At 40.5% G+C, this 18,914-nt stretch carries 13 protein-coding genes and 1 riboswitch; of the genes, 3 read left to right on the top strand and 10 right to left on the bottom strand.

The window, feature by feature from the left end; translation table 11 throughout:
* Window positions 1–139: 139 nt before the first annotated feature.
* Window positions 140–715, top strand: a complete 576-nt coding sequence (locus QZ995_RS13710; protein ID WP_301807762.1) for a GNAT family N-acetyltransferase — start codon at window positions 140–142, stop codon at window positions 713–715.
* Between the two features lie 81 nt (window positions 716–796).
* Here the strand turns inward: QZ995_RS13710 and QZ995_RS13705 are convergent, their stop codons facing one another.
* Window positions 797–1,525 (bottom strand): TerC family protein, encoded by a 729-nt coding sequence (locus tag QZ995_RS13705; protein WP_301807761.1) that lies wholly within the window; start codon window positions 1,523–1,525, stop codon window positions 797–799.
* Between the two features lie 77 nt (window positions 1,526–1,602).
* Window positions 1,603–1,759: riboswitch (yybP-ykoY riboswitch) on the bottom strand.
* Window positions 1,760–1,860: 101 nt separating this feature from the next.
* On the opposite strand from QZ995_RS13705, the gene QZ995_RS13700 reads away from it, so the two are divergent.
* Complete coding sequence (locus QZ995_RS13700; protein ID WP_301807759.1) at window positions 1,861–2,364, top strand: ADP-heptose synthase; 504 nt, start codon at window positions 1,861–1,863, stop codon at window positions 2,362–2,364.
* A 116-nt stretch (window positions 2,365–2,480) separates the two neighbouring features.
* Here QZ995_RS13700 and QZ995_RS13695 read toward each other — a convergent pair whose 3' ends face one another.
* Complete coding sequence (locus tag QZ995_RS13695) at window positions 2,481–10,109, bottom strand: non-ribosomal peptide synthetase (protein ID WP_301807758.1); 7,629 nt, start codon at window positions 10,107–10,109, stop codon at window positions 2,481–2,483.
* A gap of 657 nt (window positions 10,110–10,766) precedes the next feature.
* Here QZ995_RS13695 and QZ995_RS13690 point away from each other — a divergent pair.
* On the top strand, window positions 10,767–11,264 hold the full coding sequence (locus tag QZ995_RS13690; RefSeq protein WP_301807756.1) for a chemotaxis protein CheW: 498 nt from the start codon (window positions 10,767–10,769) through the stop codon (window positions 11,262–11,264).
* Between the two features lie 161 nt (window positions 11,265–11,425).
* Here QZ995_RS13690 and QZ995_RS13685 read toward each other — a convergent pair whose 3' ends face one another.
* From QZ995_RS13685 to QZ995_RS13650, 8 genes are all read right to left on the bottom strand, one after another.
* Window positions 11,426–12,106: a hypothetical protein gene (locus tag QZ995_RS13685; protein WP_301807753.1), complete on the bottom strand. Its 681-nt coding sequence runs from the start codon at window positions 12,104–12,106 to the stop codon at window positions 11,426–11,428.
* 125 nt (window positions 12,107–12,231) lie between these two features.
* Window positions 12,232–12,819 (bottom strand): RNA 2',3'-cyclic phosphodiesterase, encoded by a 588-nt coding sequence (gene thpR, locus QZ995_RS13680; protein WP_301807751.1) that lies wholly within the window; start codon window positions 12,817–12,819, stop codon window positions 12,232–12,234.
* A 75-nt stretch (window positions 12,820–12,894) separates the two neighbouring features.
* The gene (locus QZ995_RS13675) at window positions 12,895–13,383 is read right to left on the bottom strand and encodes a hypothetical protein (protein ID WP_301807748.1); all 489 of its coding nucleotides are present in this window, start codon (window positions 13,381–13,383) and stop codon (window positions 12,895–12,897) included.
* 90 nt (window positions 13,384–13,473) lie between these two features.
* On the bottom strand, window positions 13,474–14,502 hold the full coding sequence (locus QZ995_RS13670; RefSeq protein ID WP_301807746.1) for a hypothetical protein: 1,029 nt from the start codon (window positions 14,500–14,502) through the stop codon (window positions 13,474–13,476).
* 19 nt (window positions 14,503–14,521) lie between these two features.
* A complete protein-coding gene (gene surE, locus QZ995_RS13665) occupies window positions 14,522–15,304 on the bottom strand; it encodes a 5'/3'-nucleotidase SurE (protein ID WP_301807744.1) in 783 nt (260 codons plus the stop codon).
* Between the two features lie 185 nt (window positions 15,305–15,489).
* Window positions 15,490–16,275: a class I SAM-dependent methyltransferase gene (locus tag QZ995_RS13660; RefSeq protein ID WP_301807742.1), complete on the bottom strand. Its 786-nt coding sequence runs from the start codon at window positions 16,273–16,275 to the stop codon at window positions 15,490–15,492.
* 28 nt (window positions 16,276–16,303) lie between these two features.
* Window positions 16,304–17,488 (bottom strand): S8 family peptidase, encoded by a 1,185-nt coding sequence (locus QZ995_RS13655; protein WP_301807740.1) that lies wholly within the window; start codon window positions 17,486–17,488, stop codon window positions 16,304–16,306.
* Window positions 17,489–17,549: 61 nt separating this feature from the next.
* Window positions 17,550–18,890, bottom strand: coding sequence for a hemolysin family protein (locus QZ995_RS13650; protein WP_301807737.1), 1,341 nt, complete (start codon window positions 18,888–18,890; stop codon window positions 17,550–17,552).
* Window positions 18,891–18,914: the final 24 nt, after the last annotated feature.

The following is an 18,914-nucleotide window of genomic DNA, read 5'->3' as shown; positions in this document are numbered from 1 at the left end:
AGACCTTTGTCTTTGTTCAGGTCCGGCATAAGCCGGTATTTTTTTTGACTTTCCTCTATTAGCTCTCTATCTTATAATGATAAAAGATTATTACTTTTGCAAAAATATTTTTTCCGAATGCTGGATAGGAGGTACAACCATGTATGTACAAATAAAACATCCTGCCCTCCAAAATATTATTCTTCGTGATCTTCAACCAGAGGATATCCCCCTTATCTGGCACTATAACTACGAGGCTGCGGACCGGGAGTTTCAAAATTGGAATGGGCCTTATCAGCCTGTTGCCTATGTACCTGTAGAGGAATACGAAAAACGGTATCATGAGGATTTACTCCTCGTAAACACTACTATTCCCCGCAGAAATCTTGTGATTGAAATCAATGGCGAGCTAAAAGGTACGGTAGGTCGTTACTGGGTAGACCAAGCAACTAATTGGTGCGAGATAGGCATTGTCATTTATGATTCATCTTATTGGTCAGGTGGGTACGGAACCGTTGCTTTTCAATCGTGGATTGATTATTTGTTTACCGAAATGGATGTGGTTCGTTTAGGAATCTCGACATGGTCAGGCAACGAACGGATGATGCGTCTAGCCCAAAAATGCGGGATGCAAGAGGAAGGGCGAATACGACAAGCAAGAATCGTCCGTGGTGCATATTATGATTCTATCAAAATGGGAATTTTACGCAGTGAATGGCAGGCTTGGAAAGCCTAGACAACACTCCTTTTTTCTAAAATAGAAAAGCCACGGAGCATGACTGCTCCCGTGGCTACTTTTTACGATCCGGCATTCTTTTTACGATCCGATATTTACTTCATGATGAGAGCTCTTTTCCTCATGCATAATTTGGTTAGCCGTGGCTTTTTTCGCCATCCGATTACGTTGCCAGTAACCAGCTACGATTACCCCCACAATAATAACACCTTTCAATAGATAGCTTATCCAAGGATTAGCATCGAAGAATGGTTGTAGATGAGCTTCGTGCGTAATCATTTTAGCTGCTGCTAAGGCTAGAATTCCTGCCCCTACATAAGGAATCCATGCATAGCGATCCATCGCCTTGAGGATTAATGTGCTTCCCCATACCATGATTGGTACACTAATTAGCAAGCCAATAATAATGAGCACCATATTACCATGAGCAGTACCAGCAATTGCTACAACGTTATCAATTCCCATTGTTACATCAGCGATTACAATCGTCCGAATCGCTGCCATTAACGAATCTCCAGCTTTGATGTCCTTTTCATGCCCATCTTCCACCAATAGATTATAAGAAATCCAAACCAGCAAAAGACCTCCGATAACAAATAAGAATGGTATTTGTAACAAATACGCTGCTGCAATCGTTGCAATTACACGAACAACTACTGCTAGCCCTGTTCCCCAGAAAATCGCCTTTTTCTTTTGCTCCAGCGGCAGGTTTCGGCTTGCCATGGCAATGACTACTGCATTGTCTCCACCAAGCAAAATGTCAATAGCAATGATCATTAATAACTGAATAATAAATTCTGTCTCAAACATAATCTCTTCCCTCCCTGCCCTCCGTGGGCTCATCTTACTGAACGCCTTACTTTGATCTCTTTGCTGGTTCTTCATGAAAACATCATGATTGACAACAAAAAAGACCTTTACCTACGTACATATCCTGTACATAGGCAAAGGTCTTGCTAACAACGGTCAGTTGCCAACAAAGCCGAGGATATACATCCTGTAATGACGACTTTGCTGTAAAAGCTACTCCCCTTTGACTGAGAGTTGCGTTCTTTTAAGTTTTATATTGTCATCATACGAGTAACTCCACTTGTTGTCAAGCATCCTTTTCAGTATGATGGATGAGTAAGGAGGAGGAGACAAAAGTGAAGAAACCGTTTGTGATTGAAGCCATCATGCTAGCTATATACGGCAATTTACTAGTGCCAAGCGAGCCTGTCGAATACCTCATCCCTTCCTCTACTCTCCGTGAACTGGACGAATTTATCGGAAGTTCTAGTCCCATCATGCATGACCCGGAAGAAGAGCAACGGGTAAGGGAAATTATTGGCGACATGATCCAATATTTCAACAATCCGTTTCGACGTAAAATGATGGAAAAATCATTGGTAGCACCATGGTCTACTGTTACCTTTGAACATAGTGATACTGTTCACTTTACAATTGTGAAAGCGGAGGATACCGCCATGTGGGGAGAGCTTTTTGACCCCATTGAAACAGAATTAATCTTAACAGCAATGAAATGGGACGTTCCTCTGATTACTGATCAAACCGAATGGCAGGATCGTTTGCTGGAATATGTGATTCCAATTCAATTTTATGATATTGAGGACTTCGATTTTGCCGTGGAACCTAATCTCTATTTATAGAGAAAAAGAAAGGCTTATCTTTTTTTGACAAATGGATAAGCCTTTAGCGTGTAGACACCCTCGGATACAAAGGTCTACACGCTTTTTATTGACCGTAAAAATTTACTATGCAACTGTTACTTTAAGATAGTCTCCTGTATTGCAGGAAAAAAGTTTACTTCTACAGCATATTCGATCATACCTCTTATAAGTTGTTCTGTCGGTTTTGGACAAACAACGGGGGTATTTTGTAAAAATTCTTGTGCAAGCGCACAATCAGGCATCGAAATAGACATTCCTTCACTAGCTTCCAAGGAAGGCAGGATCAACTCCAATGCCTGCTGTTGCTCGTCAGAAAGATCTCCCTGATAAAGAGTCTGAATATACTCCTCCGCCTGAATGAGAGAAACCGGATATCCTGCTTGTTGTATATTACGGATAAAATCCTCCCAGGTAATTTGAGCCGGATTACATATGTGCAGCGTCTCACCGATTGTCTCTAGCTGGCACGAAAGCTGTACAATAGCCTTGCTTCCGTAATCAATAGGTGTTAAATCCATGTAGCCAGGTATTGAAGGCGCAACTCGTAATAAGAAAATGGCTTTCAGCAAGCGATAAAATGCATTTTCATGAATGTTATATTGAAACTTACCTGTCACAGAATGCCCAACCAGATTACCTACTCGGTAAATGGTTGCATCCAATCCCTCTTGCATGGCTTGTCTTACACTTTTCTCTGATAAAAACTTACTTTCCACATACACATTTTCTATCTCTTGACCACGGTCAAAATCGGTTTCATAAAACATAAATTCTGCTGGATCATGGATAGAGTGCCCAACCACGCTTAATGTGGAAATATAATGGAACCGCGCTTTTAATTTTTTCGATAGTTGAATTAGTTCATTTGTAGAATCAAGATTCACTTTATGAAAATGCTCACGATCTCCATAATGTCTTACCTCTCCTCCACAGTGAATAACCGAATCAATCTTTCCTGCTAAATGATCCCATACGAAAGAATCCATCCCTAGGCCTTTGCTGCTTAAATCACCTTCCACCGCGAAAACTCTACCCTTCATTTGCGAAAGAACGTCTTGTCCAAAATAGAACACCATTTTTTCCTCTAGTTTTCTTTCAATCGAGACATCGCCTGTTTTACGCACGAGACAGTGGATAGGAATTGAAGGTATTTCAAGCAATTCCTTTAGAATATAGGCACCCAAGAAACCAGTAGCACCTGTAAGAAAGACTCCTTTTGGTACATTTACAGTGATGTTAGACACTTTTTCGCGTTTCTTCTTTTGCATCTGATTCGTTGCAGGTTTGGCAGCTTTTGAAGATTGTTCTACGCTTGATGTGCTTTGTTCTTGCTTTTCTTCTAAATACTGAGCAAGCTTTGCTACTGTACGGAATTTGAAAAAATCCTGAATTCGAATCATCGGATATTTAGGCTTTAATTGTACAAGAACAGGCATGATTTTTAAGGAGTGTCCACCTAGCTCAAAAAAATCATCCCCTAGGCCAACAGGCTTCACATCCAATACCTGCTCCCAAATTTGTGCAATTTCTATTTGCAACTCCGTCTCAGGCTTAGTAAAGCTTCTTTCTTTTTTCACGAAATGTGGAGAGTTCTGCATCAAGCTTTTTCGATCAATTTTACCATTTGGAGTTAACGGTAGTTCCTCAAGATGAATATAGTGCCTTGGAAGCATATATTCTGGAAGTGTTCCAGATAAAAAGGAATTTAATTCGCCGGCTTGGATTTCTTGTTGACTATTCGTAGTGTAATAGGAAACAAGAACTTTCTCTGCTCCAGAATCTACTGCCAGCACAACAGATTGATGAATCAATGGATGCTGTAAAAGCGTCTCTTCTATTTCACCTAATTCTACACGGTAACCCCTAATTTTAATTTGATCATCCCTTCTGCCCACGAATTCGATATTGCCGTCAGGTAACCATCTAGCTAAATCACCTGTGCGATATAGTCTATCTGCAAACTCATGAGTGAACGGATTTGAGATAAATACTTCTTCATTTTTCTTCTCCTGATTCCAATACCCTGGTGAAAGTCCAACACTCTCGATATAAATCTCACCAATTGCTCCAATTGGGCACGGCATTTTTTTAGAATGGAGAATGTGAATCTTGGTATTGGCAAGCGGCTTTCCAATCGGAACGTTTTTTTGCTCAGGCTCGATCCGATGAATTGGATAAAACGTTGCAGAAACAGTAGCCTCTGTCGGGCCGTATTCGTTGATAATCAACGTCTGCTGACCAAATCTGTTATGCCATGCTCGTACAGATTCAGCAGGTAGAGCTTCTCCCCCAACCATCATCATACGTAACGTTTTTACCATTTGTGCTTCTGTATCATTCAGGGAAGCAATTAAGTTATGGAAAAATACGATTGGCACATCCGTGATTGTAGCCTTAACCTTTTGAACTGCAAGAGCATAGGCACTGACAGAATATCTCTCATCTTCAGATAAAATGTGCAATCTAGCTCCGTGCAACAAGGCTGAAAAGATCTCAGAAACAGAGGTGTCAAAGCTAAAGGAAGCAAACTGAACAAAGATATCCTCGCAATTTACCTGAAACTGATCCTTCCTCCACTGAATCAGATTAAGAACCCCACGATGGCGCAGTAATGTGCCCTTTGGTTTCCCTGTCGAGCCAGATGTATAAATGACGTAAGCTATATCCTCTGCAGTACTTAAGGTTTCCACATGATTGGTTTGTCCAAGCTCATACACATCTTCCATGCGCACGATGACGCCTGTATAACGTGATAAACCCTTCATGTGAGCATCTCTTGTAATCATGTATGAGGTTTGACTGTCTTCTAAGATATATTCAATACGATCCTTTGGATAGCCTGTATCAATCGGAACATAAGCTCCTCCTGCCTTTAAGATACCTAGCAAAGCAATAATGCTCTCGATGCTTCTATCAAGTAATATAGCTATCTTTTCTTGCGGTCTCATCCCGGTAAAACGTAAATAATGAGCTACCTGATTGGAAGCTAGGTTTACCTCTTCATAAGTAAGAGACTGCTCTCCCATTGAAATTGCGATTTTATGAGGATACTTGCTTGCCTGTTCATAAAATCGTTCCTGAATCGTTTGCTCAAAAGGAAATGCGGCTTTTGTACCGTTTACTTCCTGATACAGATGTTTCTCCTCATCTGTCAATAAATCTAGCAGATGTGGTGCAGACAGACGCTGGTTGATGAATGCTTCCAGGATTTTCTCCAAGCTACCAGCAAATCGAGAAATCGTATCTTGTGTAAATAAATCTTTGTTATATTCAAACGCTAGATGTAATTGTTGATTCTTCTCATATACGGCTAACGAAAGATCAAATTTACTCGTATTGATATCGCATGGAAGCACTTCTAATTGATAGTCACCCTGCTGTAAATTTAGATTATTTTCATAGGTAAACATCGTTGAAAAGATAGGTGTTTGATTTTCCATTCGATCAGGATTGATTAGCTCTATCAGACTATCAAAAGGATACGCCTGATGATGATAAGCTGCTAAGGTGGTCTCCTTTACCTTTTGCATAAGCTGGTGCAAGGTATCCACACCTTGGAAATTCACCCGAATAGCTAATGTGTTTACAAAAAAGCCTTGAATATGCTCTAACGATTCATGTATTCGCCCAGCGATAGGGGTTCCCACAATGATATCCTCTTGTCCAGAGAAATGGCTTAATAGTTTGAAATAAGCAGACAATAGTAGCATATTCATCGTAACGCTTTCAGCTTTCCCCACTTCTTTTAACTGCTGAGTGAGCTTTTTAGTAAGAGGAAAATCAATGGTTTCACCTTCAAAGGTCTGTTCCTTAGGTCGAATGAAATCCAGAGGCAGTTCTAGAACCGGCAAAGGTCCTTTCAGTTGTTCAAGCCAGTATTCCTCTTCCGCTTTCCAATAGCCCTCCTTAAGCTTTTGTTCCTGCCATTCTGCATAATCAATATATCGATGCTCAATAGGCTGTAAGCTTGGTTTCTTCCCTTGCTCTTGAGCCTGATAAACCTCCATGCACTCTTGCAGGAGTAGCTGTATACTCCATTCATCCGTGATGAGGTGATGAAAATTTAAATAGAGATGGCTTAGCTCATCCGAAAGCGAATATAACGAGATTCTAAATAAAGGTCCATTAGACAAGTCAAATGGCTCTTTCATATCATTTCTTATCTCTTCTTCGATAAAAGCTTTCTGTTGTTCTTCTCGTAAATGAGACAAGTCCTTTTGATAAAATGCTAACTCAAAAGAATTGTGTATAACCTGTCTAGGTTCACCCTGGAACTCGACAAATGTAGTACGCAGGATCTCATGTCGATTGATCAATATTTCTAGAGCCTGTCTGAACAAATCTGGATCAAGGCCTGGTTTAATTTTCATCTCTATCGGAACATGGTACACGCCTGAACTATTATTCCATTTTTCCAAGAACCATAGTCTTTTCTGAGCATTCGACAAGGTATAATGCTCTTGTTCCATAACGTACGGCAATCTATCTATATCCTTGCTTACTTGATCAGCAGGATTTGTAGTAGCCTGCTCGTCAATAAATACTGCCAAGCGTTCTGCCGTACGATACTGGAATAAATCCTTAAGCTCGATTTTGGCTTCTAATTGCTTTTGTACCTGATTGATCACCTTAATCGCTATTAACGAGTGACCTCCTAGTGCAAAAAAGTCATCATTGATACTGATTTTGGCCTCTTCTATTTGAAGCACTTTCGCCCATATTTGTATTACAGCTTTTTCTGTAGGCGTATTGGGTGATATATATATTCTACTCTCCGTGGTCATGAGTGATTTAGCTTGTTGAGCTAATGACTTACGATCCACTTTTCCGCTAGGTGAGAGCGGCATTGATGACAGGGTATAGAAATGCTCCGGTACCATGTATACAGGTAGCCTTTGATTCAGATAGGTTACTAGTTCATCCACTGGTAGGTCTCCAACAGAATCAGCAGTCATATAAAAGGCTACTAATCTAGAACGATCATGATCATCCTTATAGACAACAATGGCAGAATCCTTTACCTTTGGATGTTGTAATAATACGGTTTCAATTTCGTCTAGTTCTATCCGATAGCCTCTAATTTTTACCTGATGATCCATGCGCCCCATAAATTCCAAGTTGCCATCTGGTAGAATGCGCCCTATATCCCCGGTGCGATAAAACCTTTTCTCAGGTTGGTTAGGAAGAGCAAGTGAAACAAAAGCCGCCTTTGTTTGATCGGCTTGATTTAAATACCCCTTTGCTAGTCCTACGCCTCCAAGAATGATTTCTCCTGGGACATTTATCGGGCAGAGCATGCCTTGTTTATTCAAAATAAAGATTTCACTGTTTGCCAAAGGCTTACCGATTGGAATGCTTTGTTTCTCCTCTGGCAACATTGCTGCAATATCATAGATTGTTTTACAAACAGTAGCCTCCGTAGGTCCATAAGCATTAGCTATCAGAATCCGCGTTCCTACCTTACGCTGCCACATGCGTACTGCTTCCGGGGATAAGGTTTCACCGCCAATAAAAATAGCTTTCAGGGAGTCTAATTGTTCTAAAGTCTCCTCAGGCAGTTGCGATAGCTGTTTAAAGTAAATAACAGGAAGAACACAATAATTTGCTTTGATGCTGTTTACGGTCAGAACAAAATTTTCTGGAGATGTTCGATCCAGGTCTGAAAGCAGGTGAAGTCTTCCACCACATACCAGACTTGAGTAAATTTCCCACACGGAGGCATCAAAAATAAGGGAAGCAAACTGTAAATAAACATCTTTTTCTGTATATTTATACTTATTCTTTAAGGAATAAATTAAGTTTACAACTCCAATATGGGACAATAATACACCTTTTGGATTACCTGTTGAGCCTGAGGTATAGATCATATAAGCAATATCCTCGGGGGTATGGCACGCTTCAACTGAATCAACAGGGAGATCTGCAGGAATCTCTTCCCACAATAAACAGCATCCAAAATCATTCCGAAGCTTATGAGCCCATTTCTTTCTAGTAATAAGATGGGTTGCTTCACTATCCGCAACCATATATTGTATACGCTCGGCAGGAAAATCTGGATCAATAGGAACATAGGCTCCGCCTGCCTTTAAGATCGCTATCATGGCAACAATGGTATCAATATGACGATCCATTACTAACGCAACCCGCTCACTTTTCTTCAGATGATGTTGAAGAAGATAATGAGCAAGCTGATTACTCCGATCCTGCAATTGTTTATATGTAATAGCTTCCTCTCCCATAGTAATTGCTAGGCGGTCTGGGAATTGAGACGCTTGATCATCGATAAGCTGATCCAATGTTTTTGTAGTCGGAAAATCCAAATTATTTCGATTTATTTTCTTATAAATTTCATAATCCTGTTCAATAAGAAATGGCAATGTATGTAGTGATGCTTCGGGGTTTTGAAGCAAGGTTTCTAATGCATAAATATAGCGTTGAAGTAGGTTTTCAATAGTATTCGAATGATATAAGTCCGTATTAAAATCTATCTCTATCATGTATTGCTTCTCTTCGCTTTTAACTACTCGCCACACAATATCAAAAAGAGTGGTACGTTTAAATTGATAAGTTACCTCTGCTTCAAGTCCCTCAAATTCAATGATAGGAAGACCTACCATATTAAATACCGTTGAGACGAACGGTTTCTCTCCTTTTTCAGTTGAATCGGCGTTTTCTCTCAGAGATTCACCTCGATAATGTTGATGCTGCAAGGCCTCTCTAACATTTTGATCAACTCGCTTGAGCAATTGATTATAATCTTGCACATCAGTTAAAGAAAGACGTATAGGAAGAGTGTTAATATAATAGCCAAAAATGTCTTCAAAGTCTTTTCTAGGTCTCAGATTCACAGGCATACCAACTACGATATCTTCTTCCATAGTCATTTGATGCAAAAGGATAAAATAAGCCGTTAGCATAACACGATACACACTGATCTGCATGTCTGTTGAAAATTTTTCAACCTTCCGCATCAATGCAGGGTCAATTATACAGCTTATGTAATCTCCTTGATAGGTCATGCCTTTAGCAGGTGAATAATCTGAGGAAAATCCCACGTAAGGAATAGAGCCTTGCATCTTATTTGTCCAGTATGTATCGGATTCATGATGAGCTAATGCTCCTGTTTCAGTGGCTTGTATAATCTTGGCAATCCTTGTATCTCCCTGCTTGTCCTGAGCAATTTCTTCCTCCTTTTTTAAGGCTGTATAGAAGGCAGATAGTTCCCGCAAGAAAATACCCGAGCTCCAGCCATCATAAATGATATGGTGAAAAACAACATAAAATAGATATTCTTCATCACTTATTTTAAGTAAATAAGGGCGTAATAATGGTCCTTCCTCCAACGAAAAGGGCTCTATGCGTAAAAGTTCTAAAGTGTCCTGAATCATATTTTCTTTCTCTATCGGCGAAATCGTTGTAGAATCGTGCGGAGTGATTGGAACATTCACTTGAGGCAAAATTAGTTTTTGTGGATTTTCTCCATCCTGGCAAATAAAGATCATACGCAAAGCCGGATGCCGTTGAACAATTCGATCTAAAGCTTCCTGCAAGAGGATTAGAGAAACTTCCCCCTTCAGTTTAACACCAAGCGGTTCATTGCATAACGCTGGCTTCATCTGATGTGCGATCCAAAGAGATTTTTCTGCATTCGTTAGCTCAAGGGCTTGTTGGTCAGGCGAATGTTGCTCCCTTTCTCCTCGCACGAGATTCTTCTTTGTAAACATTCTAGTAGTCCCTCCTAAATCAATTTTGAACGCTTCACTCATGATTGTTTGTTCGGGGCTTTCCAATTCATTGTTTGCAAAATAGACAAAATGCTACAATTTTCCCTCGTTACTCCCCTCCTTTTTTGCGCTAGAATAAAACTAACACTTTTAACTTTTCAATCATCTTATAATTTAATTATACATATATTGTAATTGAAAAAAATGGTATTTACTTATTCTTTATTAACTTTTATTTATATTTAAATATTTCGACAATAATAAACAACGAAAAACAGGTAGTTGTATCTTTTTCAGCAAGAGTCTCGCAACGATTTGATGCTTGGAAAAAAACCGCATGCCATTTTAATAGATTAGGAAAATAATGTATTTTTCGGTAATTTCCTTTTCTGAAATGGGACAAAAACGTGCGATTCAGCTATTTCACGACAATCTTCTTGTAAACCGGAAAAACAACTTTTTCATTACGTTGAAATATGTTTATATATATTTATTATTGTTTATTTAATCAATCCTACAAGTATTTAATCCTAATGAAATCGAACATCATACATCGCTCATAAAACTGTGCTTTTCTAAAAGCAACAATTCCGGTTTTCATCTGAGATGATATAATAAACATACTTTTAGAAGGAAAAATAGAAAGGGGGAAGTCTCATGGAATTAAATCAAGATCAACTAGGCCTCAACCAATCTCAGAGCGAAGTCGAGGCCCTTTCTTATATCTTATTTACCATGGGTAGTGAAACATTCGGTTTTCCATTGGAGAATGTCCTGGAGATTGTTAAGCCAATGCCTATTACAAAGGTTCCTAAATCACCAGAGTATGTAGAAGGTGTCATTAATTTGCGCGGGAATATCCTTGCTATCTTGCAAATCCGTAAACTGTTTGGACTGCCATCCATTCAGCTTACTGAAGATAGTCGTTTTATCGTGCTTAAAATAAACGGCTTTGAAGCAGGTATCGTTGTGGATGGGGTATCAGAAGTAGCCAAAATTGCACCTTCCTCCATAAAAACGGCCCCACCGGTAGTTGCAGGATTGGATGGTTCCAATTTAGCAGGAATTGCCCAAGAAGGAGAGCGTCTGCTCCTCTTGCTTGATCTTCCAACTATTTTTGCCCAATGGATTCAGCCTGTTACATCAGAGGCGTAAACGATTATCGGCGGCTCATTTGTTCATATCAAAATGAGTCGCCGAAATTGTTAAACGTGAACGCAACAAAGACCTTGCCTGCATGTATTGCTCGGCAAAGCCTCTGTCCTTGCTTTTTACTGGGTAGTTTATCATCTTCATACCTATTTTCTTATACAGCATCATGCCAGCCCGCTATCTCTTCCGCCGCTTGCTAAATAAGAATAATTAACCCACATCATTTCTTCAATCCCTAAGATTTCCTTAAACAAATCCACTGAATCATACAGTAGACTGCTACCCGTTTCATAATCGATTTCGACTAGAATGTTTGTGTCAAACAAAGAATGGAGTTGCTGAATTTGCTTGGGAGACAAGAAGGAACGGAACAACTGTGGCTTACAGCGAGATAATCCCTTCTGCACTTCCTGGCGATATATCTGTGAGGTAATGATTGTATCAATTAGTTCATCGTACTCTTTGCGTAGCTTTTCTTCTTTCATATAATCATCTGGATCTATTATATCTGGATATCTCCGCTTCATTTCCATTTCTGCTAATTCTATATCTAAAACATAGCTAATCGTAGCAGACGATACCTCGTAGCCGCCCTCAAACAATCGGAAGCCCCAACCGCTGTCCTCCGCATCATGAAACCACAGCAGAGCCACCCCATGCCTAGATAAATCTAATAGGTATTGAAGAGTTTCCGCCGTCTGTACCCACTCATCTTCCAGAAAAAACACATTCCATTCATCGTTTAGCCGCTTATGAAAATACGGTTGCTTTGAGGCGGGTAGTTGTTTGATCAGTTTGCTTTCATATCGTCTTGGATATAACACCCCGGTAGTAAACTCACTCATTTTGAATTTCCACCGCTTTCTCAGCATCTGACATCTCATCGTGATCGCACACATTCGCGACCTTCTGTTTTTATTAAGTTTATTCAGATGGTGAGAAAATTTGAACGGCAAAACGCCGTTTTTTTCTATAAGTTCGTTGTTTCGCCTAATAAACTGGTGAATAGCGGAGTATGAATAGCTCCTTCCGGGCGTAACTCCGACTGAAATAAGGTAATTCCCTCTACCTTCCAGCTTGGCTTGGGATGCGGTAAAAAACGGTGTGACCAATCTGCTAATGGAAGGGAGAGCTCTTCATATAACTTTGGCTTGCGGGCTATGGTTACATGTGGCTCATATGGTCGTTTGTCATATTGAAGGCCTTCATGACGATCTAGGCGTTTCCCCAACAGGAGATGCATCTGTTGCAAAGACTCTATATTTCCTTGCAGTCCTAGCCACAATACTCGTGGCTTGCCTCCCTTGGGAAACGAACCAAAATGCTCAATAGACAAGGAAAAAGGTTGGATTATGGAACTAACAATCTGAATATCCTTCTGAAGCTCCGGAATTTTTTGTTCATCCACATCTCCGAGAAAATGCAAGGTTAAATGTAAATTATGTAAAGGCTGCCATCGCTCAGCTCTAAGCTCCTGCTTCACCTGTTGCTGAGCGGCCTCGATATATGAAATGACATCGGTCGGAACATGCAAGGCAATAAACAGGCGTTTTACCAATAGATTCAGTCCTTTCTTATTCCTATCCGTAAAAAAGAGGACCCTCTCAATAGAGCGCCCTTTTTCCAGCCACAATTAGGCAGCCGTATTTCGTCCCGTTATCATGCCCAATACATAACGAATATATGCATCTAGAATATCATGTTGCGGTTGATACTCGAAATGAATTGCCAAATCCATCTGCTTCGTTTGCTCGGTCGAAGCGACATTCCAATGAACCTCTGCTTCGTATGAGAAATATTCGTTAATCCTTTGTTTAATGGTTTCTGCATCCCTAGGCGAATTGTAAGAGAATGAAAACCTCATCATTAACGGAATATCTTGCCTGTTGTCACGATTGAATCCATATCTACCAGGCTTGCTTTTCAGCGTAATGACGCCGGCCAAATCCCAAAGAGTAAAGTCAGCACAAAAGGTATTTGCAAACGTCTCTCCTGGCATAGAAAGTCGTATTCCTCCCTCTGTGCGAAGAGATAAGGCTTGAGCGATTTGCTCCACCTCTTTTTGTAGACCTTGAAAGGATTGAGAAATAAGTGCGATACTAGCTTGCTGGGAAGAATTCACTACCTGCACCCCCATCGCTTTTTATCTTTCTCTTTTTCGCATTTGGGCTTGTCTAATCCTTTGTTGAAACCTGTCTAGTTTTCTGTATGTTTAGACAAATGGATTCGTGCTTGTTTTATCTATATGAGAAAAAAGTCGAGCCAGCTTATTTTGCATCTCATGATTTAATTCTAGGTGGTAAAAGCATCCCGCTTCTCGTTGAAAAATCGGAAACGCACCTTCTTTTAATGGAGATATTTCCCGAATGCTTTGGAAAGCAGGAAACCGACGAAATAATTCCAAAAACGGATCATCCTGCTGCGTCTGGTACATGGAACGCAAGGAAGGGCTTGTATAGATGGAGAACGTTTGCTCATTCCCATAGACCCAAACAAGAAGGTCCGCTTCTCGAATATGACTGACAGGATGCCGACTTAGCATATGCAGGGCCTGATACAAGCTCTCCATTAAGATATGCTCTGCTTGATCTTGATGCTTTTGCAGATGAATTTGATAAAGAAAATCATATGCTTCTCCCTGTTGTATTAATAGATCATCTGGCAACTCTAGTGCAGATTTTGAAATAATCTCATTCCTGCCTTCCTGTTCATCTGCTCCTTCTAATACAAGGGGGGTGTGAATGCGCTCATCTAGTTCCTGTAGCATTTGATAAACATCTAATCTTTCAGTAGATGAAAGAGTCAGTACTTCCGTGAAGATGTGAATTAGCAGGTCTTGTTCCCTTGCTAAAAAAAACAGCTCCAGATCGGGCTGCTCTAGCAATGCATGAAGCCAAGTACGTTCAACAGGTACATGCGGTAGAAACGAAAGCGGGAATCCTAGTGGAGCACTTTCATCATATTTTGTCCATACGATCAGAAGCAATTGCTCCTTATACGTGCGAAACTCGACCGTACTAAGTCCCTCCACTGCTTGACTAAAAGCATCAATATCTTCAAACACCAGATAAAGCTCTGCTACACCCCGGTCATTTAATCTCCCGAAACAGGGGTAGCCTTCCTCATGAACAACTTGATATAGGGAAGCATAAAAATCTGTAGAGAGAACCTCCCCTGATGTTTGAGCATCAGGAGACGGTCCAGGGAAAGAAAGTAAGGATTGCATCTGCATTTCTGCCATTTTTTACTCTCCCCTTAGGTTATTTTTTTAAAAGTGGCCACTCTTTCATTTGCTCCAATAATTTACGATCCGTGGAATCAATATGAATAGGGGTAACAGTCGTATATCCTTTTTTTAATAGTTGAAAATCCTCTTCTGTACTTTGTTTTTCCAAGCGTTCGGGATACTCTCTTCCCAGAAAATAACCTGAATCTGATGGGCTGTACACGTCGTGATAAAAATCAAACGCTAACACAGCGGGAGTGATGCCTTTTATCTGGCTTTTAGGCAAATCAGGCACATTTACATTCCAAAACACTTTCGGAGGCATTTGTTTGTGCTTCGTTTGCTCCATAAATTGCTTTAGCAGAGGTTCAATAATCTTTCCCACTTCTCCAAAACTTGCCGGGTTATGGTAATTATCATAGGACAACGCAACTGCCGGGATGCCTAAAATTACTGCCTCGCGAGCTGCACTACATGTCCCTGAATAGTAAACATCTTTTCCTAAATTTGCCCCTACATTAATTCCTGATAACACAAGATCGGGACGCTCCTGATCTTTAAATAAGAGGTAATAAGCCGCCTTTACACAATCGGCAGGATTGCCGTTTACGCTCCAGGCCTTTACTGGTAATCCATAAAAATCATGCGGTGCAGGCGCTAATGCTTCACGAAATGTAACACCGTGACCCACTCCGCTTCTCTCTTCGCTTGGGGCAACCACATAAATTTCAAGGTCCTGTAAAGGAAGAAGGGCTTCCGCAAGGGTTCGTATGCCTAATGCTTCGATGCCATCGTCATTTGTAAGTAGAATACGCATGATACCAATCTCCTTTAACCATCTGATCTAGTAATTGTAACAAAATGACTGGAAAGTTTCACCTCTCCTTCCTGCTTTCATTCATATAAAAAACCGAGGAAGTAAGCTCTCTCGTATGATGCCTTACTACCATACGAGTTATGCTGTTTCCCCCGGTTATCAATTTGAATCGCTCATTCATTTCGTTACTCCCGAACGCTTGCCACTACGGCAAGAGCCGGACCGTTAGGATAGGTCGGATCGTCAAAGCTGATTGCGTCTATCTGGAAACCAACATGGTTTAAGCCTGCCAGTAAATCCTGTCTACTCAGCCAGTTGCTAAAGGGGAGCGTGCCCCCAATAAACAGATTGCTATCGAGCGCTTGCAAATAATTATGTTGATATAATGTGTGAGCAAAGCCATATTCTGAAGCAGATTGGCTCCCGCTAAATCGCAGACGATAATCAACTGAATGCTGTAAGATATTTTCATCAAAATAGTGCGTCCATAAGTACATCTTCTTACATCGTTCCTTTATTAGTCCCAGCACCATAATCGGATTGACCATATGGTACAAGACACCAGAGGCGAAGCAAACATCAAAAGTCTGATCTGTCTGTTTTAAAAATTCTACAAAATCTCCGCATAGGTAACGTACACGTTGCAAATTCGTTACTTCTTTTGTTACCAAGCAACGTAAAAAGCACTTCGTATTGGCTTCAATTCCAAGAATGCTAGCGGCATCCCCCTTTTTTTCCAGCAGATAGCTGTGTGCCCCCTCCATCGGTCCTAACTCCAATACCGATTTACCTGCTACTCCTCCTAATTTATCAATCGCCCAGATAGCACGATCATCTTCAAATAAAGGAGCAAAGCCCCCCTCAACCTGATATTCCGCAGGAAAAATACTAATCCACTCATTTTTAAAAATAGAAGTTGCTGTTTGATAAGAAGGAGCCGTTTTTACATAATAATCAAGCGCATAATGCATTCACTTTTTCCATCCCTTCATTCGCATGTCAGCGTCTTTTAAATAAAGAAAGAAGATTGAATCTGTTTTGACGGTTGGGTGCAGATTTAGTCTCGGAGGCATGTGCTTGGTTCTTTTCATGGTCCTTTTCAAGATTCTTGTCATGGTTCTTTTTATGTTTCTTTACGTGATTCTTTACTTGATTTTTTTCAAGTCCTTCTCCTTGTTTATTTATTTGGTTATTCCAGCGAAAATTCATTCTTTTATTGAAGCGATTCATGGCTCTGGTACGTTGTTGTGCTAGACGTAAAGCATATAGTCCCGAAATATGAGCAGCCGCCATAGAAGTACCGTCCAACGTACGATATCCTTTATTGAGCCAGGTAGATTTAATACCAACACCAGGGGCAACTGTATTCATTCCTCGACCTCTCGCGCTAAATTCAGCTAGCTTTGCCTGTTGGTTAATCGCCCCTACCGCAATCACTTCACGGTAGGCAGCAGGATATTCCAGGCCTCCACCATTATTCCCTGCAGACGCTACCAGTACGATTCCATTTCTGGAGGCTACACGTAAGGCTTGATGGAAAGCAGGATGATCCTCACTCGTTCCAAAGCTCATGTTAATAATATCCACCTTCTGCTCAATAGCCCAATTGATCCCAGCTATGATGTCACTAATATTAGCTGTTCCATCCGCTCCAAATGCTTGCACATCATAAAGATCAACCTCGGGAGCAATGCCAACAATCCCCCGATTATTAGCTACAGCCGCTATCGTTCCCGCCACATGCGTACCGTGTCCTCCCATATTAAATCGTCCCGCCCCAGCTATCACTGACACTTTTCCTTTTATCTGTCCCTTCAAATCTGGATGAGACTGTGAAATACCAGTATCAATCACGGCAACTTTAATTCCCTTGCCTTTTGTGACATGCCACAGGCCAGGAGCCCCAATATGCTCTACCCCCCATGGAATTTCGTCCTTATTATCCTTATTACCCTTATTATTCTTACTTTCCTTACTGTGCAATCGCACCTGAACTTCATTTGATACGGTATATCCTTCACGTCCAATTAATTTAGTTAATTTTTCAAATTCATCCTGCGCTACTAACAAGCAACCAACAGATTCACAATGCCTAACTGAGGGCATGATGGACTGATTTTCTTTTAATTTTTTGGCACAGATACTATAACCAAGCGTTTTGGGAAATGAAATAATCTTATACACAAAAGCCCCTCCACGAATATCATGTCTATTTGATATCCTATGCAGGGACCTGCTTGATGGCTTATGCTTCCTTGTTATCTTTTATCAATTTTTTAACAAAGACACGAGTAATACGTAAATGATTCACTTCTCCAACTTCAAATTCATGCCCTTCCTCTACCACTTTCATACCTATGGTCGGGGGATGGGTAATTTTTGTGTAAATCCAGCCAGCGATCGTATCTACTTCTGCGGTATCTAGCTGTATGTTGAGATATGCGTTTACTTCTTCAAGCAGCATACGCCCATCAAAAGATACGATGCTTTCCTCCTTCTGTTTAAATTGCTCGATCTCAGGTCGCTCATCATCAAATTCATCCTGAATGTCCCCAACAATTTCCTCTACAATGTCTTCAAGTGTAAGTAATCCAGCAGTCCCACCATATTCATCTATTAAAATGGCGACTTGACTTCGTTGTTTTTGTAGCATGGTTAACAATTGACTGATAGAAATGGTCTCTGGCACAGATAAAACAGGTCGTAATAAATCACTCAAATGGCGTTCCTTCTCTATTTCCTTTAAGGCATAGGTTAAAATGTCTTTAATATGCAAAATTCCAACCACATGATCCTTATCCCCATTTACTACTGGATAACGGGTAAATCTCCCTGTACTCACAATATCTAAATTATCCTCAAAGCTGTCCCTGATATCGAGAACAACCATATCTGTTCGCGGTACCATGATTTCGCGAGCTGTTGTTTCCGAGAATTCAAAGATATTGTCTACCAGCATTAATTCGGTGTTATCAATTAATCCACTTTTGTGGCTTTCATTGACTAAAATCCGAATTTCTTCTTCTGTATGTGCCGCTTCATGCTCAGATACCGGTTCAATACCAAACAAACGTAAAATTTTGGAGGCTGCTCCATTTAACAGCTTAATAAAGGGAAACATTACCTTATAAAACAACTGCATGGGACGCGCAACAATTAGAGAAACTTGTTCAGCACGTTGTATAGCTAATGATTTAGGCGCCAGCTCTCCTAATACGATATGTAAGAATGTAATGATCAAAAATCCAATTACAACGGATATCGAGCTCATCCATGGCTCTGTTATCCCTGCATATGTAAAAACGGGATGCAATAAGTGCGCAATCGCTGGCTCTCCAATCCACCCTAATCCCAGAGAAGCAAGCGTAATTCCTAATTGAGTTGCGGATAAATAAGCATCTAGCTGATGTAATAATGTATCAACTAATCTGGCCTTTACATTTCCTTCTGCTACAAGCTGAGTAATTCGAGATTCACGTATTTTTACCAGAGCGAATTCGGTTGCTACAAAGAACCCATTTAGGAAAACAAGAAATAGAACAAACAATAAATTAATGCTTGTCCCAAGAATGCTACTTGATGCCACATTCTTCCCTCCCATCTCTATAAA

This window comes from Brevibacillus laterosporus (assembly GCF_030489605.1).
Taxonomy (GTDB): Bacteria; Bacillota; Bacilli; order Brevibacillales; family Brevibacillaceae; genus Brevibacillus_B; species Brevibacillus_B laterosporus_E.
Note: the sequence above shows the minus strand (reverse complement) of the source record. Positions and strands in the feature narration are given on the sequence as shown.

Bases quoted from the DNA above. Each gene is read 5' to 3' on its own strand.
- QZ995_RS13710 (WP_301807762.1), top strand. From the start codon at position 140: ATGTATGTACAAATAAAACATCCTGCCCTCCAAAATATTATTCTTCGT.
- QZ995_RS13705 (WP_301807761.1), bottom strand. From the start codon at position 1,525: ATGTTTGAGACAGAATTTATTATTCAGTTATTAATGATCATTGCTATT.
- QZ995_RS13695 (WP_301807758.1), bottom strand. From the start codon at position 10,109: ATGTTTACAAAGAAGAATCTCGTGCGAGGAGAAAGGGAGCAACATTCG.
- QZ995_RS13690 (WP_301807756.1), top strand. From the start codon at position 10,767: ATGGAATTAAATCAAGATCAACTAGGCCTCAACCAATCTCAGAGCGAA.
- QZ995_RS13685 (WP_301807753.1), bottom strand. From the start codon at position 12,106: ATGAGTGAGTTTACTACCGGGGTGTTATATCCAAGACGATATGAAAGC.
- QZ995_RS13670 (WP_301807746.1), bottom strand. From the start codon at position 14,502: ATGGCAGAAATGCAGATGCAATCCTTACTTTCTTTCCCTGGACCGTCT.
- surE (WP_301807744.1), bottom strand. From the start codon at position 15,304: ATGCGTATTCTACTTACAAATGACGATGGCATCGAAGCATTAGGCATA.
- QZ995_RS13660 (WP_301807742.1), bottom strand. From the start codon at position 16,275: ATGCATTATGCGCTTGATTATTATGTAAAAACGGCTCCTTCTTATCAA.